Source organism: Streptomyces sp. enrichment culture, from assembly GCF_964273255.1.
In the GTDB taxonomy this organism is placed as follows: Bacteria; Actinomycetota; Actinomycetes; order Streptomycetales; family Streptomycetaceae; genus Streptomyces.
This window is the reverse complement of record NZ_OZ186835.1, coordinates 2,691,245-2,715,732: the sequence shown is the minus strand read 5'-3', so window position 1 is coordinate 2,715,732 and position 24,488 is coordinate 2,691,245. Positions and strand designations below refer to the sequence as shown.

The 24,488-nt window shown below is 74.3% G+C and carries 22 protein-coding genes and 1 pseudogene; 15 read left to right on the top strand and 8 right to left on the bottom strand.

Annotated elements, in window-relative coordinates; all coding sequences use genetic code 11:
- Positions 1 to 2: 2 nt before the first annotated feature.
- The 3 genes from ACSU53_RS11495 to ACSU53_RS11485 form a co-directional block, all read right to left on the bottom strand.
- Positions 3 to 485, bottom strand: coding sequence for a succinate dehydrogenase hydrophobic membrane anchor subunit (locus ACSU53_RS11495; protein ID WP_437027020.1), 483 nt, complete (start codon positions 483 to 485; stop codon positions 3 to 5).
- 5 nt (positions 486 to 490) lie between these two features.
- Entirely contained in the window at positions 491 to 871 is a 381-nt protein-coding gene (gene sdhC, locus ACSU53_RS11490; RefSeq protein WP_109377789.1) for a succinate dehydrogenase, cytochrome b556 subunit, read from the bottom strand.
- Between the two features lie 190 nt (positions 872 to 1,061).
- Positions 1,062 to 1,712, bottom strand: coding sequence for a 2-oxo-4-hydroxy-4-carboxy-5-ureidoimidazoline decarboxylase (locus ACSU53_RS11485; RefSeq protein WP_437027018.1), 651 nt, complete (start codon positions 1,710 to 1,712; stop codon positions 1,062 to 1,064).
- Positions 1,713 to 1,894: 182 nt separating this feature from the next.
- Between ACSU53_RS11485 and ACSU53_RS11480 the strand changes: the two genes are divergently transcribed.
- The 8 genes from ACSU53_RS11480 (at position 1,895) to ACSU53_RS11445 (ending at position 9,771) form a co-directional block, all read left to right on the top strand.
- Positions 1,895 to 3,493, top strand: a complete 1,599-nt coding sequence (locus ACSU53_RS11480) for a beta-N-acetylhexosaminidase (RefSeq protein ID WP_437033134.1) — start codon at positions 1,895 to 1,897, stop codon at positions 3,491 to 3,493.
- Positions 3,494 to 3,592: 99 nt separating this feature from the next.
- Positions 3,593 to 4,120 (top strand): hypothetical protein, encoded by a 528-nt coding sequence (locus ACSU53_RS11475; protein WP_437027016.1) that lies wholly within the window; start codon positions 3,593 to 3,595, stop codon positions 4,118 to 4,120.
- Positions 4,121 to 4,225: 105 nt separating this feature from the next.
- Positions 4,226 to 4,786 carry a hypothetical protein gene (locus tag ACSU53_RS11470; RefSeq protein WP_437027014.1) on the top strand — a complete coding sequence of 187 codons (561 nt, stop codon included), beginning with the start codon at positions 4,226 to 4,228 and terminating at the stop codon, positions 4,784 to 4,786.
- A gap of 372 nt (positions 4,787 to 5,158) precedes the next feature.
- Positions 5,159 to 5,572, top strand: a complete 414-nt coding sequence (locus tag ACSU53_RS11465; RefSeq protein ID WP_437027012.1) for a hypothetical protein — start codon at positions 5,159 to 5,161, stop codon at positions 5,570 to 5,572.
- A gap of 179 nt (positions 5,573 to 5,751) precedes the next feature.
- Positions 5,752 to 6,369: an RNA polymerase sigma factor gene (locus ACSU53_RS11460; protein ID WP_437027011.1), complete on the top strand. Its 618-nt coding sequence runs from the start codon at positions 5,752 to 5,754 to the stop codon at positions 6,367 to 6,369.
- Between the two features lie 61 nt (positions 6,370 to 6,430).
- Entirely contained in the window at positions 6,431 to 7,366 is a 936-nt protein-coding gene (locus ACSU53_RS11455) for a hypothetical protein (RefSeq protein WP_437027009.1), read from the top strand.
- Positions 7,367 to 7,981: 615 nt separating this feature from the next.
- A complete protein-coding gene (locus tag ACSU53_RS11450) occupies positions 7,982 to 8,656 on the top strand; it encodes an RNA polymerase sigma factor (RefSeq protein WP_437027007.1) in 675 nt (224 codons plus the stop codon).
- Positions 8,656 to 9,771, top strand: a complete 1,116-nt coding sequence (locus ACSU53_RS11445; RefSeq protein WP_437027005.1) for a hypothetical protein — start codon at positions 8,656 to 8,658, stop codon at positions 9,769 to 9,771. Before ACSU53_RS11450 ends, ACSU53_RS11445 begins: the two co-directional genes overlap by 1 nt.
- A 219-nt stretch (positions 9,772 to 9,990) precedes the next feature.
- Here the strand turns inward: ACSU53_RS11445 and ACSU53_RS11440 are convergent, their stop codons facing one another.
- Positions 9,991 to 10,854, bottom strand: coding sequence for a L,D-transpeptidase family protein (locus ACSU53_RS11440; protein WP_437033132.1), 864 nt, complete (start codon positions 10,852 to 10,854; stop codon positions 9,991 to 9,993).
- Between the two features lie 448 nt (positions 10,855 to 11,302).
- Here ACSU53_RS11440 and ACSU53_RS11435 point away from each other — a divergent pair, with 448 nt between their 5' ends.
- Positions 11,303 to 12,883: an acyl-CoA mutase large subunit family protein gene (locus ACSU53_RS11435; protein ID WP_437027003.1), complete on the top strand. Its 1,581-nt coding sequence runs from the start codon at positions 11,303 to 11,305 to the stop codon at positions 12,881 to 12,883.
- A gap of 175 nt (positions 12,884 to 13,058) precedes the next feature.
- Positions 13,059 to 13,711: pseudogene (gene leuE / locus ACSU53_RS11430) on the top strand (leucine efflux protein LeuE).
- A gap of 390 nt (positions 13,712 to 14,101) precedes the next feature.
- Here leuE and ACSU53_RS11425 read toward each other — a convergent pair.
- Positions 14,102 to 15,490: a polysialyltransferase family glycosyltransferase gene (locus tag ACSU53_RS11425; RefSeq protein ID WP_437027001.1), complete on the bottom strand. Its 1,389-nt coding sequence runs from the start codon at positions 15,488 to 15,490 to the stop codon at positions 14,102 to 14,104.
- On the bottom strand, positions 15,487 to 16,467 hold the full coding sequence (locus ACSU53_RS11420; protein ID WP_437027000.1) for a glycosyltransferase family 2 protein: 981 nt from the start codon (positions 16,465 to 16,467) through the stop codon (positions 15,487 to 15,489). Before ACSU53_RS11420 ends, ACSU53_RS11425 begins: the two co-directional genes overlap by 4 nt.
- Before the next feature lie 198 nt (positions 16,468 to 16,665).
- Between ACSU53_RS11420 and ACSU53_RS11415 the strand changes: the two genes are divergently transcribed.
- From ACSU53_RS11415 to ACSU53_RS11395, 5 genes are all read left to right on the top strand, one after another.
- Positions 16,666 to 17,997 carry a DUF6716 putative glycosyltransferase gene (locus tag ACSU53_RS11415; protein WP_437026998.1) on the top strand — a complete coding sequence of 444 codons (1,332 nt, stop codon included), beginning with the start codon at positions 16,666 to 16,668 and terminating at the stop codon, positions 17,995 to 17,997.
- 44 nt (positions 17,998 to 18,041) lie between these two features.
- The gene (locus tag ACSU53_RS11410) at positions 18,042 to 19,280 is read left to right on the top strand and encodes a cytidylyltransferase domain-containing protein (RefSeq protein ID WP_437026996.1); all 1,239 of its coding nucleotides are present in this window, start codon (positions 18,042 to 18,044) and stop codon (positions 19,278 to 19,280) included.
- A gap of 14 nt (positions 19,281 to 19,294) precedes the next feature.
- On the top strand, positions 19,295 to 20,233 hold the full coding sequence (locus ACSU53_RS11405) for an N-acetylneuraminate synthase family protein (RefSeq protein WP_437026995.1): 939 nt from the start codon (positions 19,295 to 19,297) through the stop codon (positions 20,231 to 20,233).
- A gap of 23 nt (positions 20,234 to 20,256) precedes the next feature.
- Positions 20,257 to 21,393 (top strand): hypothetical protein, encoded by a 1,137-nt coding sequence (locus tag ACSU53_RS11400; protein WP_437026993.1) that lies wholly within the window; start codon positions 20,257 to 20,259, stop codon positions 21,391 to 21,393.
- A gap of 384 nt (positions 21,394 to 21,777) precedes the next feature.
- Positions 21,778 to 23,007: an amidohydrolase gene (locus tag ACSU53_RS11395; protein WP_437033130.1), complete on the top strand. Its 1,230-nt coding sequence runs from the start codon at positions 21,778 to 21,780 to the stop codon at positions 23,005 to 23,007.
- Between the two features lie 30 nt (positions 23,008 to 23,037).
- Here the strand turns inward: ACSU53_RS11395 and ACSU53_RS11390 are convergent, their stop codons facing one another.
- Both ACSU53_RS11390 and ACSU53_RS11385 read right to left on the bottom strand, forming a co-directional pair.
- On the bottom strand, positions 23,038 to 23,412 hold the full coding sequence (locus ACSU53_RS11390; protein WP_437026991.1) for a MerR family transcriptional regulator: 375 nt from the start codon (positions 23,410 to 23,412) through the stop codon (positions 23,038 to 23,040).
- Between the two features lie 22 nt (positions 23,413 to 23,434).
- Positions 23,435 to 24,379 (bottom strand): aldo/keto reductase, encoded by a 945-nt coding sequence (locus tag ACSU53_RS11385; protein ID WP_437026989.1) that lies wholly within the window; start codon positions 24,377 to 24,379, stop codon positions 23,435 to 23,437.
- Positions 24,380 to 24,488 lie beyond the last annotated feature (109 nt).

Here is a 24,488-nt window from a genome sequence, read left to right as displayed (position 1 = left end):
GCCTAGCGGATGTTCGGGTCGAAGGTGAAGATCACCAGCGTGCCCAGCAGGATGGTGAACACCGTGGCGGTGTAGAGCAGGCCCTTGAGCCACAGGCGGGTGTTCGGCCGCTCGGCGTAGTCGTTGATGACCGTGCGCAGGCCGTTGGCGCCGTGCAGCATCGCCAGCCACAGCATCAGCAGGTCCCAGACCTGCCAGAACGGCGAGGCCCAGCGGCCCGCCACGAAGGCGAAGCCGATCTTGGACACGCCGCCGTCCAGCACGAGCTGGATCAGCAGGTGGCCGATGACCAGGACGACCAGGACGATGCCGGACAGGCGCATGAACAGCCAGGCGGCCAGCTCGAAGTTGCCCCGGGTGGTCTTCGGGGTCTTCTTGGTGCGCTTGCGCGGCGGCTCGATGACCGGTGCCGGGTTGTCGACGGAGTAGAGGGACGCGCCCTCGACGGGGCCGGTGCCCGAGGCGGAGGTTTCAGTGGTGGACATGCGCGTCAGCTCCCGAACAGTTCACGAGCGGCGTGGCCGAGGACGGGGTAGATCGCCCCGAGCATCAGCACGACCCACACGGCGACAACGGTCCAGAGCATCTGCTTCTGGTACCGGGCGCCCTGGATCCAGAAGTCGACGGCGATGACACGCAGGCCGTTGAGCGCGTGGAACAGGATCGCGGCGACGAGGCCGTATTCCAGCAGCGCGACGATCGGCGTCTTGTACGTGGCCACGACGGTGTCGTAGGCCTCCGGGGACACGCGCACGAGGGCGGTGTCCAGCACATGAACGAACAGGAAGAAGAAAATGAGGACGCCGGTGACTCGGTGAGCCACCCAGGACCACATTCCTTCCCGGCCGCGGTACAGCGTTCCAGCCGGCACGGAAATTTCCTCCGGGAGCGGGGTTCGGGGCCGCGCCGGCTTTCCTTGTCGGTCGGGCCCGGCCGGGTACGGTCCACCGGCCCCCAGCATCGTAGCCATGCCTCGGCGCCCGTCGTCCTCGGGGTGTGGCTGTGTGATCGAATCGGCACGCTTACGGGCTAGGGATCAAGCTTTCCGGGCCTGTGTCGCGTCACGCCCGGTGACCCGCGGCGCTGTGGGAGCCGAGGCCGGGCGCCCGGTCCGCGGCGCCCGTCAGGAACCTCGTCAGCCGTTCCGCGGCGAGGCGGCGCAGTTCGTCCGCCGCGACCACCCGCTCCTCCTCCGGATCGTTCGCCAATCGTGACCGGATGTGCTCCAGGACCCGGTCCAGGCCCTCCGCCGGTGCCACCCCGTCGAGGCAGATCACGAACGCGTGGCCGAACTTCGCCTCGTAGGCCGCGTGCGCCGCGTCCAGCGCCGTGTGGGCGGCGGAGTAGGCGTCCTCGGGGAGGGGCGGCAGGGTCTCGGCGGCCAGGGCCGCGGCCAGCTCCGGCGGGGTGAGGTCGTACGCCGCCTCGTCGCACGCCGCCAGCAGCGACGGCAGGTCGGGGTACGGGCGGTGGCCGGCGACGCGCACGGCCCAGCGGAGGCTGTGCAGGCAGGCCAGCAGGGCGCGCTCGGCCTGCGCGACGGGCGCGGCGTTGAAGTGCTCCAGGGCGGAGGGGACGACGGGTGTGCCGCGGGACTGTCCGGGAAGGGCGACCCGCCCGGGGAACTCTGGGAGACGGTGCGCGGGCAGCGTGGGTCCTCGTGGGCGTCGCGTGTGTGTCGGTGGGGAAAGGTGTGAGAGTTGTGCCCTCACGGTATCGACTGAGCCCACCGTGTGTCCGATCGATTTTCGAAATTCACTCGGACGGGGCGGTTTGGGAACGGCTCGACGACGCCCTTCACCCGGATGGGCCGTAGGTTGGCAGGGTGAGTCAGCACAGGCACAGGCGGCACCGGCGGCAGACCAGCACCGAAGGGGTGAGGCGGCGGCCGGTCCTGGTGGCGGCCCTCGCCGCGGGCGCACTGGTGGCGGCGTCCGGGGTCGGCATCGGGCTCTGGGCGATCTCCGACGACGGTGCGCCGGCCGGATCGGCCTCCGCGGCCGGCGAGAGCCCCGCCGGGACGTCCCCCGGCGCCACCTCGCCGGAGCCGAGCCCCACCCGCAGCTACCCCCTGTCGAAGGCGCCGCGCACCATCCCCGCGGTCCGCGAGCACACCGCCGAACGCGGCCCCGGCTGGCGTCCCGCGCGCGGCCACCGGGTCGTGGTGGACGATCCCGCGCTGGCCGACGAGGGCCGGCTGATAGCCGGTGAGCTGGGGCTCTCCTACGCGGGGGAGAAGGACGACGAGAAGACCGGCGACCTGCGCCTGTCGCTGAACCGGGACAAGGGCGCGAACCCGGAGTCCTACACCCTGACCGTGCGGGGCGGCCGGGTCACGGTCAGCGCCCCCGCCGAGGCGGGCGTCTTCTACGGCACCCGCACCCTCAAGCAGGAGATACGCGGCGCGGGCAGCGCCCCCGAGGGGGTCGTGCGCGACGAGCCCGCCAAGGAGCGGCGCGGGATGATGCTGGACATCGCGCGCAAGCACTACACCGCCGACTGGATCGAGGACCGGATCCGGGAGCTCGGCGACCTGAAGTTCAACGAGATCGGCCTGCACTTCTCCGACGACCAGGGCTTCCGCATCGAGTCCGACTCCCACCCGGAGGTCGTCTCGCGCGAGCACCTGACCAAGGCGCAGGTCGAGCGGATCGTCGATCTCGCGGCGAGCCGGCACATCACCGTCGTCCCGGAGATCGACTCGCCCGGACACCTCGGCGCCGTCATCGCCGCCCACCCGGACCTCCAGCTGCGCAACGTCAACGGCGCCGCCGTGCGGGGCGCTATCGACATCTCGAAGCAGAAGTCCGCGGACATCGTCGACGACCTGCTGGACGAGTACGCCGGCCTGTTCCCCGGCCGCCAGTGGCACCTCGGCGGCGACGAGTACCAGGCGCTGGTGGTGTCCGACCCGCAGGCGTCGTTCCCGGGCCTGGCCGCCGCGGCCCGCGAGAAGTACGGCGCCGGTGCCACCGTCGAGGACCTGACCACCGGCTGGCTCAACGACCGCGCCGCGACCGTCCGCGCCCACGACCGCGTCCCGCGCGCCTGGAACGACGGCTTCTTCCGGGGCGGTTCGGTGTCCGCGGACAAGGACATCCAGGTCGCCTACTGGACCGGCAAGGAGATCGGCGCCCGGCAGCCGTTGGAGTACCTGCGCGAGGGCCGCACGGTCCTCAACTACAACGACGAGTTCCTCTACTACGTGCTCGGCGAACCGCTGACCTTCGTCTACCCGACCGGCGAGCGGATCTACGAGCAGTGGACCCCGCGCGTGCTGCGCGGCACCACCGCCGTACCCGCCGAGTACGACGACCAGATCCCCGGCGGCTCCCTCGCGATCTGGGGCGACCTGCCCCGCTCGCAGACCCAGGACCAGGTCGCCGCGGGCATCCGGATGCCGCTGCGGGCCCTGGTGCAGAAGCTGTGGAACCTGGGCGAACCGTCCCTCACCTGGGCGCAGTTCCGCGCGCTCGCCGACGAGCTGGACTGATCCGGCGGGGGCGGATTGCCGCATACGCCTGCGAACCCCCGTACGACTGTGGTGGTGTTCTGACGAGCCGAACCACGACACCGGGGGGAACAGCGGCACATGGGCTATTGGGGCTATTTCGTCGTGGGCCGCGGGGAGCGGCCGCTCGCCGTACTCGACGCGCTGTCCGGCGCCGCCCAGGGCCTGACCCTGCGCACCTCCGCGCCGGACGGATGGCAGGTCTGGGAGTACCCGGGCGCCGCGGGCGACATCGGCAGCATGAACGACCTCGCCCGGGAGACCGGCGCGCCCGCCCTCTTCGGGTACGTCATGGACAGCGACTGCGTGGTGGTGGAGGCGGCCTCCCCGGAGCACGGGGCGTGGACGGCCTGCCTGGGGCGGGCCGCGATGGCCGGTCACCTGGGCGGCGGGAACACCGCCGAGGGCGGCGACCCCGACGGGCTGACCGTGGAGGACTACTTCCTCGACCCGCGCGACGCCGCCGAACGGGCCCTGGCCTGGGCCGCCGAGGCCGGGCGCACGGCGTCCCCCGACGACCTGCTGGACGTGCTCTCCGTCGAACCCGACGACGTGGCCGAAAACCTCTTCTTCCGTTTACTGGACCGGCTCGGGGTGGTGCCTGCGTGACACTCCCGGGCCGTCGCACGCAGTAAGGGGAAGTGCGGGCTCCGTGAAGGACGAGGTCCGTGAGGGCCTCGTTCGGGGCCGGTGTTACCCGCTGAGGAGGCGTGGATGAGCCTGGTGGAACTGATCGCGCGGGCCGACGAGCGCGGCACGGCCGCGAGCGGGGTGGCTTGTTTGGATCGGTGCGTGCCGCTGCTGGGCGGCGACGACGAAGCGCTGCGACCCCTGTGGGGGTGCCTGGCCGAGGGCGCCGCGGAGGAGGACTGGGCCGAGCACCTCGACCGGGTGCGCGGCAAGCTGGCCGGCCTCGGCGACGAGGACGAGGCGGTGCGCCTGGCCCAGGGCATGCTCGCCGACGCGCCGCTCCGGCGGGACGGCGGGGCCCTGCGGGAGTGGGCCGACGGCTGCTCCGTCACCGCGCTGCGGATCCACCGGCTGCTGGACGGCGCGGCCCCGGCCGACGCTGCCGACCCGGTCGAGGCGTCCCGGCAGGGCCGCACGGAAGGGCTGTCGCCGCTGCTCGCGGCGGAACTGCGGCGGCAGATCGCCGTGCTGGAGGTCCTGGAGGCCCACGGGGCGGCGGGGCTGCGACGCGCGCTGGAGATTTCCACGGAGGGACGCCGGGTGCTGCGCGCCGCGGTGTCCCGGCGGAGCCGGCGGGACGGCTGAGGGGGCCCGCGGCCGGCTGGGCGGGGGGCCTGTGCGGGCACGTCGCGGTGGTGCGCAGTTCCCCGCGCCCCTGGGGGTGGGGTTGCTGTGGGCTGTGGGCTGTGGGGTGCGGGCTGTGGGTGGTTCGGTGCGCGGTTCCTCGCGCCCATGAAGGGCGGGCGGGGCCCCGTGCCCTCGCATGGGCCGAGGCGGGGTTGCCTCCGCGCCGCTTCGCCTGGCGTGCACACTCGCCGGCCGGTGTGCGGGGGTGTCAACCGTGGGGCGGGGGAGGGTGTGTGACGGTCGTCGGGGGGTTGCGGGGATCGTGCACCGGGTCCGGGGAGGCGGCCGGAACGCTGTGACGCGGCGCTTCGCCAGGGCGCTCTCCAGGGTGTGACGACTGCGACGAGTGTGACGACACCGCACGACAGCCGGCCCGCTGCCGCGTCGAAGCCGATCCGGTGGGCCGCGGACACCGTGGCCGCGATGCGGGAGGGGGCGCGGCTGCGCCTGGACTATTCCCCCAACAGCCTGTGGAGCGTGGACCGGATGATCGCCGCGATCCGCAGGGAGGGCGCCCCGATCGCCGCCCTGGAGACCGTGCTGCGCGGTTTCGGCGCCTACGCGGGCGAGGTGATCGTGCGGGTCAGCGGAGGTGAGTGGTGGGCCACGGGTGGCGACCACTGGGTGCGCACCCCCGACGGCCGTCTCTGGGACCCCGTCGAGGAGGCCCGCCGCTGCTACACGGCGGACGGCTCGCTGCGGCTGTTGTGCCGGGACGCGGTGAGCGGCACCCGACGTCGCTGACGCCGCCGGTCCGACCGGTGCGGGCGACCGGGCCGGGAGGCCGCCCGACCCGTCACGAGCTGTGACACTTTCGCGACGGCCGACGCTGAGGACCGTGAGGGCGTGCGCGGGCACGCGTGGCGCCCGGCGGTGGCGCTGCGCACGCGGTACGGACGACTCGGTACGGACAAGGACGGTTCTTGGGCCACGGAGGGGAATCCCGCCCCGTGCAGGCGTACGACGGGGAGCTGGGTGCGGCGGTCGCGCGGGCCCAGCAGGGGGACGAGGCCGCGTTCGCCGTGGCCTACCGGCTCGTGCAGCCCGGACTGCTCGGTTACGTCCGCGGACTCGTCGGGGACGACGCCGAGGATGTCACCTCGGACGCCTGGCTGGAGATAGCCCGCGACCTGGGCCGGTTCAAGGGGGACGGGGCGGGCTTCCGCGGCTGGACGGCGACCATCGCCCGGCACCGGGCGCTGGACCACCTGCGCCGGCAGCGCGTGCGGCCCCGCCCGTCGGCTCTGGAGCAGGACGTCCTCGACCTGCCCGGCCCGCAGAGCACGTACGACCAGGCCATGGAGTCGCTCTCCACCGAGCAGGCGCTGGCCCTGGTCGGGACGTTGCCCCGGGATCAGGCGGAGGCCGTGCTGCTGCGCGTGGTCGTGGGTCTCGACGGTCCCGCCGCCGCGCGCGTACTGGGCAAGCGGCCCGGGGCGGTGCGGACGGCCGCGTACCGGGGGCTGAGACGTCTGGCCGAACAGGTGGGCGCCGACGGTGTGACGGATGGGGAGCCCCGGACGCTGGGGGAGTCGACATGAGGGACGGCCGGGAGGGCCCGGGCCGGCGGCCCGGGCGGAGCGAGCAGGGACGGGAACGGACATGGGTGAACGGCAGAGCGGCGGCGGGCTGTCCGGCCGCCGACGGGTGCGCCCCCCGGGAACGCCGCCGGGACCGGACGCACCCCACCCCGACGCGGCCGTCCCCGCCGGGACCCGGCAGGGACCGGCGGGAGTCGAGGCGCTGCTCGCCGCGGCGCTGACCGGCGACGGCACGGACACCGGGGCCGAGGAGCGGGCGCTGGCCGCCTTCCGGGCCGCCCGGGACGCGGGCGGGCACCGCGCCCGCACCCGCCGCCGGGACGACTGGCGCCCCCGCGAGGCCCGCACCGGCGGAATGGCGGTCAAGGCCACGCTCTCCGTCCTGGTCGCCGGCCTCACCCTGGGCGGCGTCGCCTGGGCGGGCATGGGCACCGCGCCATCCGGTGCGGAACGGGGCCGGGAGGCCGTCCCGGCCGGGTCCGCTCCGGCCAGCGTCCCGCCGGCGGATGCCCGGGGGGAACGCCCAGTGCCACCGGACCGTCCGGCGACCCCGGGTCCCCCGTCCGGCACCGGGCGGCCCGGACCGTCCGTGGGCGCGTCCCGGGCCACCGAGGCCCACTGCCGTGCGTATGGGCGACTCCAGGGGCGTGGTCAGGCGCTGGACGCGCCCGCCCGGCACCACCTCGTCCGGGAGGCGGGCGGCGAGTCGCGGGTGGCCGCCCACTGCGCCGCCGTGCTGGACGACGACGTGCCGTCGGATGCCGCACCGACCGCACCGGCCGCACCGACCGCACCGGCGGCCCCGCGCACCGGACGGCCCGGGAGCGAGCCGCCCCGCTCGGCCCCCGGCGTGCAGGGGAGCGACGGCGGCGGGCCGGACACCCCCGGCGGGCCGGACACGCCGGGTGCGCGGGCGACCCGTGGTGGCGACACCCCGGGCGGAGCCGCGGGCGACAGCCGGGGCAACTCCGCGCGGCAGAACGGCGCGCGGCCCTGACCACCGGGCGACTCAGGGAGCAGGAGGAGCAGGAGTAAGGACAGGAGCAGGAGGAGGGAGAGCAAACGAGAGGAACCGAGAGGAACCGAGAAGAAGTCGGAGGAAGAAGGAGGGGGCGGGCGGGGCGGGAAGCGCGGAAGCGTCCGGATCAGGCCAGTGAGGCGCCGGCGGGTGAGCCGGCCGGCAGGCAGAACGTATGTCACGGGAAACCGTCCGCCGTCAGAGGGAACCGTCCGTCAAGGAGACGCTGTCGCACGGGTGTTGGCGACGAGGGGCGCCGGGAGGCGGGGCCATGGCAACGGCCGGGGCCGCCACCCCCCACAGGAGAGGCCCCGGCCGTCGCGCGGTACGGGCCGCGCGGCGGCCCGTATCTCCTACAGCGCTGCGGGTGCGTTTTCTGTCACACCTTCTGTGTCACGGGTTAGTTGCATCTTGTACGAACATGGACGGCGCGCGGTTTCAGGCCGTAACGTTCCATTCGCGCCAGGCCGTGAGCGGTCGCACGACCACGACCGATGCACGGCCGGAGACCGCAATCAGCAATGGGGCAACCACGACGGCGAGCAACCCGGTCCGCGCAGGCGGGACCGGATCAGGCGCAGAAGGGCGCGCGCGGTGCTGGGGGACGACGCGGAGCTGACGGCCGCGGTGCGTGCGGCACAGGACGGGGACGAGACCGGGTTCCGGACCGTCTACCGGGCCGTGCACCCGCGCCTGCTGGGCTACATACGGACACTCGTCGGTGACGCCGACGCCGAGGACGTGGCGTCCGAGGCGTGGCTGCAGATCGCCCGGGACCTGGAGCGGTTCAGCGGTGACGCGGACCGGTTCCGCGGCTGGGCCGCCCGGATAGCCCGCAACCGCGCGCTGGACCACATCCGCATGCGCGGGCGCCGCCCGGCGATCGGCGGTGACGAGACGGAGCTGACCGGCAGGCCCGCGGAGTCCGACACCGCCGGGGAGGCCATGGAGGCGCTGGCCACCGACGGCACCCTGTCCCTCATCGCCCGGCTGCCGCAGGACCAGGCCGAGGCCGTCGTCCTGCGGGTGGTCGTGGGCCTGGACGCCAAGAGTGCCGCCGAGACGCTGGGCAAGCGGCCGGGCGCGGTGCGCACGGCGGCACACCGTGGCCTGAAACGGCTGGCCGAGATGCTCGGCGACGATCCGGAGGGCCATCCGGAATCCGCCGGAGTGCTCGACGCCCTTCCGCCGCAGAGAGAACCGCACCGGCGTGCGGTGACGTCCGCGACTGTGACGCATACGCGCGCGCGGACGCAGAAGGACATGTGATGGCCGATGAGCAGAACGGGTGGCTGGACCGTGAGACGGCGGAGCGTCTGCTGACCGGAGAGCCCTCCGGCGTGGCCGACCCCGTGGCCCGCGATCAGGCGGAACGGCTCGCCGACGCTCTCGGCGCGCTCGCCGCCCCGCCCCCTCCGCCCGGCGGTGAACTGCCCGGTGAGGCCGCCGCGCTGGCCGCCTTCCGGGCCGCCCGTGCCGAGCGCGGGGAACGGACCGCGAGCGGTGCCCGGGACGGGGAACCGGCCGCGACCGCCGTCGCCGACGGCGGGCTGGTCCGCCTCGGCGGCCCGGCCCCGCACCCTTCCGGAACCGCACGCGGACTCCGCCGGGCGCGGTACCTGCGCTTCGGACTGGCCGCCGCGCTCACCGCGGGCATGGTCGGGGGCGCCGCCTACCTGGCCGGGACCGGGGCGCAGTCCGGGCACTCCGGGGAGCCGGTGGGCGACCCCGGCGCCTCCGTCACCGCGAGCGTCCCGCCGCCCGGCCCGCTGGTCAGCCCGGCGCCGTCCGAGGGCGCGGGGGACCGGGCCGCGCCCGGCGGCGCACCCGACGACGCCCCGGACCGGGCGCCGGGTGCCGGAACCGCGCCGGACGGCCCCCGGGCGCAGGGCGACGAGGACACCGGCCACCCGCGCACACCGGGCCCCGACGCCACCCGGCCCGGCGGCCACGAGTCCGGGTGGAAGCACGTCGTCGCCGCCTGCCGGGCCCTGCGCGACGGCAAGGATCCCGGCGGCTCCCACAAGCGGCGCCTGGACGCGCTGGCCGGCGGCTCCGCCCGGGTGCGCGCGTACTGCAAGGGCATCCTGGCGGCCGCCGACGACCCGGGGGCCGCGCGCAAGGGCGGGGGCCGGGGCGGCTCGTCCCACGGCGACGACCGGCGCGGCGACGGCCCCCAGCGCGGCGGGGGCGAGAAGAACGGCAAGGGCGGCGGAGACCAGGGCAAGGGCGGCCGGAACGGCAGGAGCGGCGCCGAGGGCGGCGCGAACGGCAGGGGCGACGACCGTCCCGGGCGCTCCGGCCGGCAGCACGCCCGCGGCCCTCTGGTTGCCGCCACCGCCACGGTCCCCGTCACCGTCGCGTTCGCCGGTGCGCCTCGCTGACCTGCGACGTTGCGAGCCGATCAAGGTCGGACGGGCAGGGGTGTGACACTTTCGGGCGCCGCGGCGCAGTAATGAGTGAGCCGACTGGTCATCGGCCGTCGCACGGAGCCGGGGTTCCCCCCGTACCCGCGGCTCGTGCACCTCGGCGCGGGCGGGACACGTTCCCCCGGTCCCGCCCGCGCCCCATACCTCCTCGCCGTCTCCGGCTCCCGCGCCCTCTCACCAGTGGACGACGACCTTGTCGCCGGTGCGGACCTGCGCGTAGATGCGGGCGATGGCCGCCTCGTCCCGCACGTTGACGCAGCCGTGCGAGGCGCCGGCGTATCCCCGGGCGGCGAAGTCGGCGGAGAAGTGCACGGCCTGGCCGCCGCTGAAGAACATCGCGTAGGGCATCGGCGAGTCGTAGAGCGTGGACCAGTGGTCGCGCGACTTCCAGTAGACGGAGAAGACCCCCTCACGGGTCGGCGTGTACCGGTCGCCGAAGCGGACCGGCAGGGTCGTCACGGTGCGGCCGTCGATCATCCAGCGCAGGGTGCGGCTCTCCTTGCTGATGCACAGCACCCGTCCGGTCCGGCAGCGCGCGTCCGGCGCGTCGGCGGGCTGGCCGCCCATCTGGTAGAGGTCCCAGCGGCCCGGCTCGCGCGTCATCCGCAGCAGCCGCTGCCAGGTCACGGTGTCGGTCCGCCCGGTCCGGGGCAGTCCCCGCTTGCCCTGGAAGCCGCGCACCGCCTCCTCGGTGGGGGCGTCGTAGGTGCCCGTCGGCCCGTCGAACAGCCAGGCGACCTGGCGCAGCCGGGCCTGGAGTTCCCGCACGTCCCGGCCGGTGTCGCCGCGCGACCACAACACCCGGGCGGGCGCGGAGCCGCCGCGGTCCCCGGAATCCCGGCTGCCGCTGCCGCTGCCGCTGCCGCTGTTGCCGTTGCCGTTGCTTTCGTCGTCCCCGGAGCCCTCGGGTGGGCGGGGGGCGGACGGCGTGCCGTCGGGCAGTTCGACGCGCACCGGGGGGCCGCCCGTGCCGCTCCCGTCGGCGGGCTGCACCGTGCAGCCCGTCACGGCCCCGGTCAGCCCGGCCAGCGCCGCCACCACGGTGACGCCCCGCCGGACGGCGACCCCGCCCGCCGTCCGGCCGGACCCCGGACCCGCCGTCCCAGCCCGCCCCCTCCCCGGTGCCGCCCCGCCATTACTCCGACTCCGCACCCTCACCCGCATCCACATCGGCACCCGAGGCCCCCCTCGTCCCACCGGCCGCGGCCGGCCGGTCCCCCGGATACTCCCCGCACCTGACCCCGCTCGAACGCCGGGGGCATCCTGGAGGGGAGGGGACGCCGTCGCGGGCCGGGTGTGCGGGCCACGGGTCTGTGAGCGGGGTCCCACCCGTCCTGTGAGGAAGGTCCCAGGGTGCGGCACTCCACCGGGCCGCGCACCCACGGCTACAGTCCGTCAGAGGCTCGGATCCACAGGGGCGGGCGAGCGACGGACGAGAACGGGCGGGCAGGCCGAGCGGTACTGCTCAGCGGGAGGCAGACACACCATGGCACGCGAGTCGGAGTCCGGACTGCCCATCGAGCCGGTCTACGGGCCCGAGGCCCTGGAGGGCTGGGACCCGGCCGAACAGCTCGGTGAGCCGGGCGCGTACCCCTTCACGCGGGGCGTGTACCCGACGATGTACACCGGCCGTCCCTGGACGATGCGCCAGTACGCCGGTTTCGGCACGGCGACCGAGTCCAACGCCCGCTACAAGCAGCTGATCGCCAACGGCACGATGGGACTGTCGGTCGCCTTCGACCTGCCCACCCAGATGGGCCACGACTCCGACGCGCCGATCGCCTCCGGCGAGGTCGGCAAGGTCGGCGTCGCCATCGACTCCCTCGACGACATGCGCGTCCTGTTCGGCGGGATCCCGCTGGACAAGGTCTCCACGTCGATGACGATCAACGCTCCCGCCGCGCTCCTGCTGCTCCTCTACCAACTGGTCGCCGAGGAGCAGGGCGTGAGCGCCGACAAGCTCACCGGCACGATCCAGAACGACGTGCTGAAGGAGTACATCGCGCGGGGCACGTACATCTTCCCGCCCAAGCCCTCCCTCCGCCTGATCGCCGACATCTTCAAGTACTGCAAGGCCGAGATCCCGAAGTGGAACACCATCTCGATCTCCGGCTACCACATGGCCGAGGCGGGTGCCTCCCCGGCGCAGGAGATCGCCTTCACCCTGGCCGACGGCATCGAGTACGTGCGCACCGCCGTCGCGGCCGGGATGGACGTCGACGACTTCGCGCCCCGCCTGTCGTTCTTCTTCGTCGCCCGCACCACGATCCTGGAGGAGGTCGCCAAGTTCCGCGCGGCCCGCCGGATCTGGGCCCGGGTGATGCGGGAGGAGTTCGGCGCGAAGAACCCCAAGTCACTGATGCTGCGCTTCCACACGCAGACCGCGGGCGTGCAGCTGACCGCCCAGCAGCCCGAGGTGAACCTGGTCCGCGTGGCCGTCCAGGGCCTGGCGGCCGTCCTCGGCGGCACCCAGTCGCTGCACACCAACTCCTTCGACGAGGCCATCGCCCTGCCGACGGACAAGAGCGCCCGCCTCGCCCTGCGCACCCAGCAGGTCCTCGCCTACGAGACCGACGTGACCGCCACCGTCGACCCGTTCGCGGGCTCGTACGTCATCGAGAAGATGACCGACGACGTGGAGGCCGCCGCCGTCGAGCTGATGCAGAAGGTCGAGGATCTCGGGGGCGCGGTCAACGCGATCGAGCACGGCTTCCAGAAGAGCGAGATCGAGCGCTCCGCCTACCGCATCGCCCAGGAGACCGACTCCGGCGAGCGGGTCGTGGTCGGCGTCAACCGCTACCAGCTCGACGAGGAGGAGCCGTACGAGCCCCTGCGCGTCGACCCCGCCATCGAGGCGCAGCAGGCCGAACGCCTCGCCACGCTGCGCGCGGAGCGCGACCAGACGGCCGTGGACGCGGCCCTGGCCGCTCTGAAGAAGGCCGCCGAGGGCGAGGACAACGTCCTGTACCCGATGAAGGACGCCCTGCGCGCCCGCGCCACCGTGGGCGAGGTGTGCAACGCCCTGCGGGAGGTGTGGGGGACGTACGTGCCGAGCGACGCCTTCTGACCCCGACCGCGACCGCGCCCGCGCCCCGACCGTGACCGCGACACCGCGACCCCGAACGTGACCGCGACCGTCCCCGCCCGGCCGGCGGGGACGCCCCGGCCCGCTCGCCGGCGGTGGCGTTCCGACGCGCGGAACACCCGTGCGACATGTCCCGCCCTCGTGCGAAACTCCCCGCATGTTCGGCGTCATCGATCTGCCCACCTACCTGGCGGGCCTCGTCCTCATCGTGCTGCTCCCCGGGCCCAACTCGCTCTACGTGCTGTCGGTGGCCGCCCGGCGCGGGGTCCGCACGGGTACACGGCGGCCGCCGGTGTCTGGTGCGGGGACGCGGTCCTGATGACCCTGGCGGCCGCCGGTGCCGCCTCGCTGCTCCAGACCAACGCGTTCCTGTTCGGGATCGTGAAGTTCCTGGGCGCCGGGTACCTGACGTGGCTCGCCGTCGGCATGCTCCGGGCGGCGTGGACCATGTGGCGCACCCGCGGCGACCGGGACCCGCGCGAGGCGGCGGACGGCGGCGGCGTCACCGGCGAGCGGCCCTTCCGGCAGGCCCTGGTGATCAGCCTGTTCAACCCGAAGGCGATCCTGTTCGTGGTCGCCTTCTTCGTGCAGTTCGTCGACCCCGGGTACGCCTATCCCGCGCTGTCCTTCCTCATCCTCGGCGGCTTCCTCCAACTGGCCAGCGCCCTCTACCTCAGCGCGCTGATCTTCGGCGGCACCCGGCTCGCCGCCGCCTTCCGCCGCCGCCGGGCCCTGTCGGCCGGGGCGACCTCGGCGGCGGGCGCGCTGTTCCTCGGGTTCGCGGCGAAGCTCTCGCTGGCGAGCGCGTAACACGCCGCCGGGTCCGCCGGTCAGCCGCCGGCCGCCCGTCCTGTCCCGGTTGGCCCAGCCCCCGTGGGGCCCACCGTGCCCGTGGGCCCGCCGGTTCCGCCCGGTCTGCTTCCGCCCGGTCAGCCCGCCTCCGGTCGCCCTGCGGGGCCCGTCGCCGTGCCGGGTGTGACGCCCCCGTGGGTCCGTCGCACCGCGGGGTGTGACGCCCCCATGGGTCCGTCGCCGTCCCGGCCCGTTCGCCCCCGTCCGGAGCACCCCTTCCCCGCCCGGCGGCGGCCCGTCCGCCTCGGCGTCGTACCGGCTTCCCACCATCGCCGGACACCGCACCGCACGGCGGCGGGACGGGTATGCGCCCGGCCGCCGCGCGGTCGGCGGGAGGCGGGGCACGCGTCAGCCGCGCGCCACCGCCCGTCGCAGGCGGCGGGCCGTCCGCGCGGCCCGCCGTACGGTGGCGTTGCGCGGCAGGAACGCCAGCCGGGCCGGCACGCCGCCGGGCAGGCCCAGGGCCGTCAGCCGCTTCTTCGTGAAGTACCGCCACGTCCGCGCGTCGAGCCGGGCGGCCAGGTACCGCTCGGCCTCCGCCCGCAGCCCGGGCAGCAGCCGCGGCTGCATGGCGAACCCGACGGCGCGGACCAGGTCCGCCAGGGCGTCGGTGTCCAGGGCGCCCCGCCGCCCGGCCACGGCCGCCGCGTCGTCCGGCGCGGGCAGCAGGGCGTCGACGACGGTCACCGGGACACGGTTGCTGTTCTCGTACGGGCGCAGCCGCTCCAGCAGGGTGTCCGTGCCGACCCGGGCGACGGGCAGGCCGTAGAACGCGGACGCGGTGAGCAGCGCGGTGGAGAAGCAGCCGACGACCAGCGCCGGACGCAGCCGCTGGTACAGCACCTCGGCGAGCACCGGGGTGTCCACCACCGCGAGCCGGACACCGAGCCGCCCGGCCTCCTCCTCCAGGGTGCGGGTGAAGCGGGCGGGGGCCGTGGGGTGCGGCTTGAACACGGCGCGGGTGTGGCCCAGTCCGGCCGCACCCCGCAGCATGCGCACGTGCAGTTGCTCCTCCTCCTCGGCGGTGAGGATGCCCAGCGCGGACAGGTACTGGCCGAGCAGCAGCGCGGGGCCTGCCGGGGCGGGAGCTTCCGCTGCGCCCGCCAGGTCGGCCTGGTCGGCCGGGACGGCGGGTTCCGCTGTGTCGGCCGCCTCGGCGAGTTCGGCCAGCACCTCGGTGAACGACGCGGTGGGTACGACCTCCGCGGGCACGTCGAACTCGGTGAGCAGCAACGGCCGCAGCCCCGGCACCAGATCGAGGTGGAGCAGCCGTTCCACCCGGGTGCCGACCAGCGGGTCCAGCTTGTTGCGGGTGGGCCCGTAGCTCATCAGGCCGTCCGCGTAGACGGTGAGCGGGGCGTCGGTGAAGATCCGGGCCACCCCGAGCGCCGGGTCGACCTGGAGGGACTCCACGGTCAGCGCGACGTCGTCGTCGCCGATGCCCCAGGCCAGCCGGAGGTGCCGCTCCCACAGGGGCTCGTCGTCCGGGCGCGGGGACCAGGCGCCGGGGTGGAAGGGGAAGACGGTCGCGTTCCACGACACCACGTCGTCGAAGCGCGACCGCAGCCGTTCGAAGCCGGGCATCTCGTCCACGGACGGGGTCGTCTCGGGCGTCGCCGCGTTGTTGGAGACGAGCAGGATCCGCCGGTCGGCGGGGCCGAAGCAGCCCGCGTCGAGGGCCGCGGCGAGCGTGGCGGTGCCGTACAGGGTGGACGCCATGAAGATCCGGGTGGTCACGCGGCACCCTCCAGGGCGGCGAGCGGACGGCGGCGCAGCCGGCGCAGCCGGGCGGCGCGTCCGGCGTCCATCGCGTCCAGTGCCGCGTCGAGCACGTCCTGCGGCAGGCGGTGCAGCGCCGCCGCGCTCATCGTCTTCAGCCGCCGGGCGACCGGGGGTTCGAACCGGTCCAGGTTGCCCAGGTGGTGGGCGATGATGGCGCAGTAGGTGCGCACCGCCTTCGGCAGCAGCGCCGCCGCCTCCGGGTCGTGGGCGGTCTCCTCGACCACCTGGTCGAACGCCCGGATGAAGTCCAGCTGCCGCTCGTCGCCGATCTGCGTCAGCGACGAGGGCAGTCCGCGCCGGTAGAAGACCCCGAGCAGACCGGACACGGCGAAGGACTCCGCCTCCCGGTGCAGCCGCCATATCCACGGCCGGTCCTCCGCCGTACGCAGCCCGTCGGTGAAGTGCAGCAGCCCCCGCTCCACCAGCCGGCGGTGGTAGATGCCCGCCCAGGCGTAGGCGTAGTCCACGGACGTCGTCCGGTGGGCGGGCAGGATCGCGTCCCGGGGGCGCACGGGCACGTTGCGGCGGCCGTGCGGGACGCGGTGCACGGTGCGGGCCCGGGCCGTGCACTGCACGTGGTCGGTGCGCACGAAGTCGCAGCCCAGCTCCTCGATCACGGCGACCAGCCGGGCGTAGTGGCCCGGGGCGAGCCAGTCGTCGCCGTCCAGGAAGGTCAGGTACTCCCCGCGGGCCCGGTCGATGCCCGTGTTGCGGGCCGTCGCCAGCCCGCCGTTCCGCTCGTGCCGGACCAGCACGGCCCCCGGCAGGTCGCGTTCCGCGGCGGCGAGGAGGTCCGCGGTCCCGTCGGTCGAACAGTCGTCGACGAGAATGAACTCGAAGTCGTCGCGTGCGTTGGCACGCAGACTTCGCAGGGCGTCGGGCGCGTGGGGCCGCACGTTGTAGAACGGCACGATGACGGAGAGCTTGAGCACGTCGGCGACGTTAGAGGACGGTCCGGCATTCGTCCTGACCCGCTTCTTGAATTCCGGTGAACGGCATATGGCGAAGCCGTGAACCGGGCGGAATTCCGAGGGTCCGGCGTGCCGATTCGCCTTGCGGCGGGCCGCTGTTCACCGTTTGTTGGATTCCGGTTGGGCCGCTCCTCGGAATTGCTTCCTAGCGTCTTCGACGTGCCAGCAAGTGCGACGAATTCCCTGCGAGTGGCCGTTCTCGCGGATTCCGACACCCGGTGGAAATGGGGCGCCCTCACCGCGCGCCGCATCGCCCCCGAGGACACGGATGTCCGCCTGGACGGGTACCTCCTGCGCGGCCGTGCGACCCCCACCGCCCGCCAGCTCACCGAGGTCGGTGTGCCGGCGGACGGCCTGAGCGAGGTCACCGCCGCCCAGTTCCTGCGCGCCATGGGCGAGGAGCCCTGCGACCTGGTGGTCCTCGCCCTGGTCGGCGGGGGAGTGCAGGCCATGCTGCACGGGCTTCGACGCGTCTGGCAGGACCGTCCCGACCGGCCCGTGGTGGTCACCGGCTACGTCGGGATCGTCTACGAGAAGCTGGCCGACGGCCTGCTGCTGCGCCACGGGGCCGACGTGGTCCTCGCCAACTCCCGCCGGGACGCGGAGCGTTTCCGCGCCGTGTACGAGGGCGTGGGCGCCGACGCCTCCGCGGTGACCGAGGTGGCGCTGCCCTTCCTGGGCGGCGAGCCGTACACCGGCCCGCGCGACCCGTACACGGTGGTGTTCGCCGCCCAGCCCTCCGTGCCGGAGAGCCGCCGCGAGCGCGCGTACCTGCTGGACCGGCTGGTGCGGCACGCCCGCCGCCACCCGGAGCGCCAGGTGCTGCTCAAGCTGCGCTCCAAGCCCGGGGAGCACACCACGCACCTGGAGGAGGTGCCCTACCAGAAGCTGGCCCGCGGCCTCGACCTCCCCGCCAACCTCCGCCTCGTCTACGGCCACATGGGGGAGGTGCTGGACCGCACCGACCTGCTCGTCACGGTCAGCTCCACGGCCGCCCTGGAGTCCCTCCACCGCCGCGTCCCCACCGCCGTCCTCACCGACCTGGGCATCCGCGAGGCGCTCGGCAACCACCACTTCGTCGGCTCCGGCTGCCTCACCTCCTGGGACCGGCTCGACGCCGGCCACCGCCCGGAACCCGACCCGCGATGGGTGGCGGGACAGGGCGTCGCCCCCGGGGGCACCGCCTCCGGGGCAGGGGCGTACGAGCACGCCTTCGCCGCGGCCCGCGCCCGGATCGGCGCCCTGCTCGGCCGTCCCGGCGGACTCCCGCCGCTGGCCCCGTACTACACGACCGCCACCGCGCCCGGCTACCTGCCCGGCGTCCTCGCCCGCCACCACCTCGCCCCCGACGGCGCCCCGCTGCCCGGCGCGCCCGCGACCGACCGGGCCCCGGGCCCGATCCGGCAGCTCGTGCGCCGGGCCGCCCGCGGCGCCTACCGGCACGGCGTGCAGCGGGTGGCCCCCGCGATCCGCCGCATGGGGGAGCTGTGACCCCGCCGCCCGCCACCCCGATCCCGGCTCCAGGAGCTGATCCCATGTCCCGTCCGCCCACGGCCCGCCGGGTGCTCGCCGTGATCCCCGCCCGCGGCGGCTCCAAGGGAGTGCCCGCGAAGAACCTCGCCGCCGTCGGAGGCGTGCCCCTGGTGGTGCGCGCGGTGCGCGAGTGCCGGGCCGCGCGGCACGTCACGGACGTCGTCGTCTCCACCGACGACCCGGCCATCGCCGACGTCGCCCGGCGGGCCGGCGCGGAGGTCGTCCTGCGGCCCGCCGCCCTCTCCGGCGACACCGCCTCCTCCGAGGCGGCCGTCCTGCACGCCCTGGACGTCCACGAGGACACCCACGGAGCCCCGGTCGGCGTCGTCCTGCTCGTGCAGTGCACCAGCCCGTTCCTGCGCTCCGACGACGTCGACGCGGTGGCCGCCGCGGTCGTCGAGGGCCGCGCCGACACGGCCGTCACCGTCGCCCCCTTCCACGGCTTCCTGTGGCGGGACGGCGAGGTCGGGCCCGACGGTCCGCACCCGGCGGGCACCGCCGGCGGCCACGGCGTCAACCACGACAAGTCCGTCCGCCCCCGCCGCCAGGACCGCCCGCAGGACCTGCTGGAGACCGGTGCCGCCTATGCCATGGACGCGGCCGGCTTCCGCACGCACCGGCACCGGTTCTTCGGCCGCACCGAACCCGTGCGCACCGACCCGGCCCGCGTCCTGGAGATCGACGACCCGCACGACCTCGCCCGGGCCCGCGCCCTCGCGCCGCTCCTCGACGCGGACCGGCCCGGCGTCCTTCCGACGGCCGCCGACCTCGACGCGGTCGTGCTCGACTTCGACGGCACCCAGACCGACGACCGGGTGCTGATCGACTGCGACGGACGGGAGTTCGTCGCCGTGCACCGCGGCGACGGGCTCGGCATCGCGGCCCTGCGCCGCAGCGGCCTGAAGCTGCTGATCCTGTCCACCGAACAGAACCCGGTCGTCGCCGCCCGCGCGCGCAAGCTGCGCGTCCCCGTGCTGCACGGCGTCGACCGCAAGGACCTCGCACTCAAACAGTGGTGCGACGAACAGGGCATCGCGCCCGAGCGCGTGCTCTACGTCGGCAACGACGTCAACGACCTCCCGTGCCTGGCCCTCGCCGGCTGGCCCGTGGCGGTCGCGAACGCCCACGACGCCGTCCGCGGCGCCGCCCGCGCCGTCACCACCCTCCCGGGCGGCGACGGCGCGATCCGGGAGATCGCCGGCTGGATCCTCGGCCCCTCCCTCGATTCCCTCCCCAGGTAAGGAAACCACCGGTCATGAGCACCAACTCCCGCATCCGCACCCTCGGTCCGCGCGAAGCCGGCCCCGGCCGCCCCGTCTACATCACCGGCGAGATCGGCATCAACCACAACGGCGACATCGAGAACGCGTTCAAGCTGATCGACGCCGCCGCCGAGGCCGGCTGCGACGCCGTCAAGTTCCAGAAGCGCACCCCGGAGATCTGCACCCCGCGCGACCAGTGGGACATCGAGCGCGACACCCCCTGGGGCCGGATGACCTACATCGACTACCGCCACCGCGTGGAGTTCGGCGAGGACGAGTACCGCCAGATCGACGCCTACTGCCGGAAGAAGGGCATCGACTGGTTCGCCTCCCCGTGGGACACCGAGGCCGTCGCCTTCCTGGAGAAGTTCGACGTCCCCGCCCACAAGGTCGCCTCCGCCTCCCTCACCGACGACGAACTGCTGCGCGCCCTGCGCGCCACCGGCCGCACGGTCATCCTGTCCACGGGCATGTCCACCCCGAAGCAGATCCGCCACGCGGTCGAGGTGCTGGGCTCGGACAACATCCTGCTCTGCCACGCCACCTCCACCTACCCGGCGAAGGCCGAGGAGCTCAACCTGCGGGTGATCCACACCCTCCAGCAGGAGTACCCGAACGTCCCCATCGGCTACTCCGGCCACGAGACCGGCCTGCAGACCACCCTGGCCGCCGTCGCCCTCGGCGCCGCCTTCGTCGAGCGCCACATCACCCTCGACCGCGCCATGTGGGGCTCCGACCAGGCCGCCTCCGTCGAGCCGCAGGGCCTGAGCCGCCTGGTCCGCGACATCCGCACCATCGAGGCGTCCCTCGGCGACGGCGTGAAGAAGGTCTACGAGTCCGAACTGGGCCCGATGAAGAAGCTGCGCCGCGTGCCCGGAGCGGTCGCCGACGCCGAGATCGCCGCGGCGGCGGGCGAGCCGCTGACGGTCTGAGACACGGACGGTGTGACACGCCGATGAGCTCACGCGCCGGGAGCACCGGCCCCCGCACGCTCGCCTTCGTGGAGAGCCCGGTACAGCTGCTGAACGTGCTGGAGTGGGCGCACGCGCACGCTCCCGGCGCCGAGCTCACTCTGGTGGTGCTGTCCCCCGTCGACCCGATGACCCGCGGCCAGCTGCGCCGCATGTGCGGGCTGGCCCGGGAGGAGGGCCACGAGGTCCGCTGGGAGGAGGCCCGCAGCGGTCCGGGCGCCCCGCTGCGCACCGTCGGGGGCCTCACGGCCGCCCTGCGCCGCGCCGACCGGGTCGTCCTCGGCGACCCCTTCTCGCGCTACGTCCAGCTGCTGCTGACCCTCACCCGGGCGCCCGCATTGGTCGTCGTCGACGACGGCACCGCGACCATGGAGTTCGTGGGGCAGCTCGCCCGGGGCGAACGCCTGGTCCGCTGGCACCGCAAGGGCGGCCGTCCGGGACCCCGGGACCTGCTGCTCGGCCCGGTGTCCGGCGCGGCCCGCCGCCGCCTGACGCCCAGCGGCGGCCGCACGGTCGAGGTGTTCTCCTCCATGCCGGTGGACGCCGTCCCGCCCGGCGTCACCGTCCGCCCCCACACCTTCGCCTGGACCAGGGAGCGCTTCGGCCCGCCCCGCGTCACCGGGGGCGCCGACCTGGTGGGCACCTCGCTGGTGGAGACCGGGGTGGTGGACCGCGACGCCTATCTGACGGCCGTCCGGGACCTCGCCCGCACCCACGGCGCGAGCCGCTACTTCGCCCACCGCCGGGAGGACACGGACAAGCTCCGCCGGCTGGCCGTCGACACGGGGCTGGAGGTCGTGCGCCCCGAGCTGCCCCTCGAACTGGTCGCCCGCCGCGGGCCGACGGCCCGCACCGTCCTCAGCTTCCCCTCCACCGTGGTGCACACCCTCCCGCTGGCCCTGGCGGGCACGGACGTCCGGGTCGCGGTCTGCGACATCGACCCCGCCTGGCTCACCGCCGGTGCCTCGCCGCGAGCCGGGGGCTTCCTGTCCGGCGTCACCCGCACGGCCCGCGGCGCCCACCGTCTGCCGGCGACTTCCGCGACCCGTGCGCGCCCCGTGCTCCCTCCGCCGCCCGCGACCCCCGCGGGACCGCCCGCGCCGCCGGCACCGGCGGTCTGAGGACGGGCGGACACCGACGGCTTCCCGCGACGGCTCTCCCCGTCGGCGGGCGGCTCCCGCGGAGGGGCTCCGGGCCCCGTCCCGCACGGGCTCCGACGGGTCCGCCGGACGGACGGACCGGCGTGCCCGCGGCGATGCGTGGTATCCGTGGGAAGGTGGAGGGGTGGCCTGTCACTCTCCGACGGCGGCCGGGACTGTGATCGATCTCACGTCCTGACGGGTACGGAGGGCCCTGACCCCCGTGGAAGAGCGGCGAGTTTACCCAGCCACACGCACAGCCATGCGTAGGGCGGCCAGTTTTTCTTCCCCTAACGGACTGATTTTTCTTGATCGAGCACCGGTCCAGCTCACTGGCGCCCTACTCTTCAAAGGGTGAAGCCACTGATGTCACTGGAGTCCGAGATCGAACTCGCCGGCGGAGCGGTGCTTCCCGGCGCGCTGTCCGAGGAGCTCCGCGCCGAGCTCGTGCTGTTCCGCCGTGACCTGCACCGGCACCCGGAACTCGGCCACCAGGAGTTCCGCACCACCGCGGCGATCAAGGAGCGGCTCGAGCGGGCCGGTCTCCGGCCGCGGGTGCTCTCCAGCGGGACCGGACTGATCTGTGACATCGGCGTGGGCGAGATCCCCGGCACGGACCGGGCGGTGCTCGCCATGCGGGCCGACATCGACGGCCTGCCCATCCCCGACATGAAGGCCGACTGCCCGTACCGCTCCACCGTGCCGGACCGCGCGCACGCCTGCGGACACGACGTGCACACCACCGTGGTCCTGGGCGCCGGGCTGATCCTGGCCGACCTGCACCGGCAGGGGCTGCTGACCCGTCCCGTGCGGCTGATCTTCCAGCCCGCCGAGGAGGTGCTGCCGGGCGGCGCCGCCGACGTCATCGCGGACGGCGCGCTGGACGGCGTCGGCCGGATCATCGCCGTGCACTGCGACCCGCGCGTCGACGCCGGCCGCATCGGACTGCGCCAGGGGGCCATCACCTCGGCGTGCGACCGGCTGGAGATCTCCCTCGACGGCCCCGGCGGCCACACCGCCCGCCCGCACCTGACCACCGACCTGGTCACCGCCGCCGCGCGGGTCGTCACCGACGTGCCCGCCCTGGTCGGCCGGCGCGTCGACTCCCGCAGCGGACTCGCCGTCACCTGGGGCCGCGTCGAGTCGGGCCACGCGCCCAACGTGATCCCGCAGCACGCCGAACTCTCCGGCACCGTCCGCTGCCTGGACCTGGAGACCTGGCGGCAGGCCGCGGACATCGTGGTCGCCGCCATCGACGAGGTCGCCAACCTGCACCGGGCCAAGTCGGAGATCACCTACGTGCGCGGCGTCCCCCCGGTCGTCAACGAGGCCGGGGTGACCGAACTGCTGCGCGACGCCATGATCGCGCGGCGCGGGCCGGAGTCCGTCGAAGGCACCGAACAGAGCCTGGGCGGCGAGGACTTCTCCTGGTACCTGGAGCACGTCCCCGGTGCGATGGCCCGCCTCGGCGTGCGCACCCCGGGCGAGCGCACCGTGCGTGACCTGCACCAGGGTGACTTCGACGTCGACGAGCACGCCATCACGGTCGGCGTCGAACTCTTCACCGCCGCCGCCCTGCTGGACACGCTGCGCTAGGGGAGGTCCGACACACGCCCGTGGGGGCGCTCATGTGTCGGACGCCTCCTGGGGCCGGCCGTAGTAGGCGATCTTGTCGTCGAGGACCTCCATGGCCCGGCGCAGTGCCGCCACGCGCTGTTCCAGCGTGGCACGGTGCTCGCGCAGGAAGGCGACACGGTCCTGCGCGGAACGGTCGGTGCGCAGGATGACCACGAACTCCCGCAGGTCCGCGATGCCGAGGCCGGCGTCCCGCAGGCACGTGATCAGGCCGATCCAGAAGATGTCGTCCTCGGTGTACTCCCTGCGCCCACCGGGGGAGCGCCGGACCGGTCCGATCAGCCCCTCGCGTTCGTAGTAGCGCAGGGTGTCGAGGGAGACGCCGGTGCGGCCGGCCGCCGCTGCCGGGGTGAGGCGCGTGGTCACGGGGCTCCTTGTCCGACCGTCGTCAGCGGGCTTCGGCGAAGCGCGCCAGGTGCTCGTCGCTCAGCCGCACACGGTGTGCGGCGAGTGCCTCCTCGATCTGCTCCACCCGGCTCGCACCGACGATGGGGTCGATCCCCCGGTGCATCAGCCAGGCGAGGACGACCTGGTTCCGGGTGGCCGCCAGCTCGCCGGCCACGTCGTCCAGGACCGCGAGGACCCGGGTGGTACCGGGATGATCATAGGTCTGCGGCAGCGGCTTGTCGGCGCGCACGTAGGAACCCCACATCAGCGAGCTGTACGACCACACGGTGAGCCCTTCCGACCGCGCGAGGTCCAGGTCATCCTCGGTGAGCAGGCGATGGGCGCTCTCCGCGAGCGGGGTGAGGGGACGCGGCTGGACGAGCGAGTGGCGCAGCTGCAGGGCCGTCCACGGTTCCACGCCCTGCTCGCGGGCGAGCGACCGGGCGCGTTCGACACGCCAGGCGGCGTGATTGGCGGCCCCGACGCGCAGCACCGTTCCCTTCGTGACCAGCTCGCCGAAGGCACCGACGGTCTCCTCCAGCGGCACGGTCCGGTCCTCGGCGTGGGCCCAGAGAAGATCGACGTGGTCGACGCCGAGACGCTCCAGGCTCCCCTCGACACCCCTGCGCACGGCGGGGGCGGACAGCCTTTCGGCGCTCTGCGGCCAGGAGTGCGCGACGAGCGGGTCCTGCCGGACCTTCGTCGCAATCCGCACCGTGTCGCGTGCGCCGGGGCGGGACCGGAGCCAGGCGCCGATGACCCGCTCGCTGGCACCGCCGAGGCCACTGGCGTCGGTCCAGAAGGAGTAGCAGTTCGCGGTGTCGAGCCAGACGCCGCCTCCGTCGGCGAAGGCATCGAGGATCGCGAAGGCATCCTCCTGGCCGACGCGGGTGCCGAAGTCGATCGTCCCGAGGACGATCCGGGGAGCAGTGGTGTTGAGGTCCATGCCCGTGATCCTCGGATCTGGAGCGCGCTCCAGATCAAGTGCTTTCGCGGAACCGGGCGCGGAACGGAGGGACAGGGGTGGCGAACACGCGGTGCCGCATGCCCTCGCC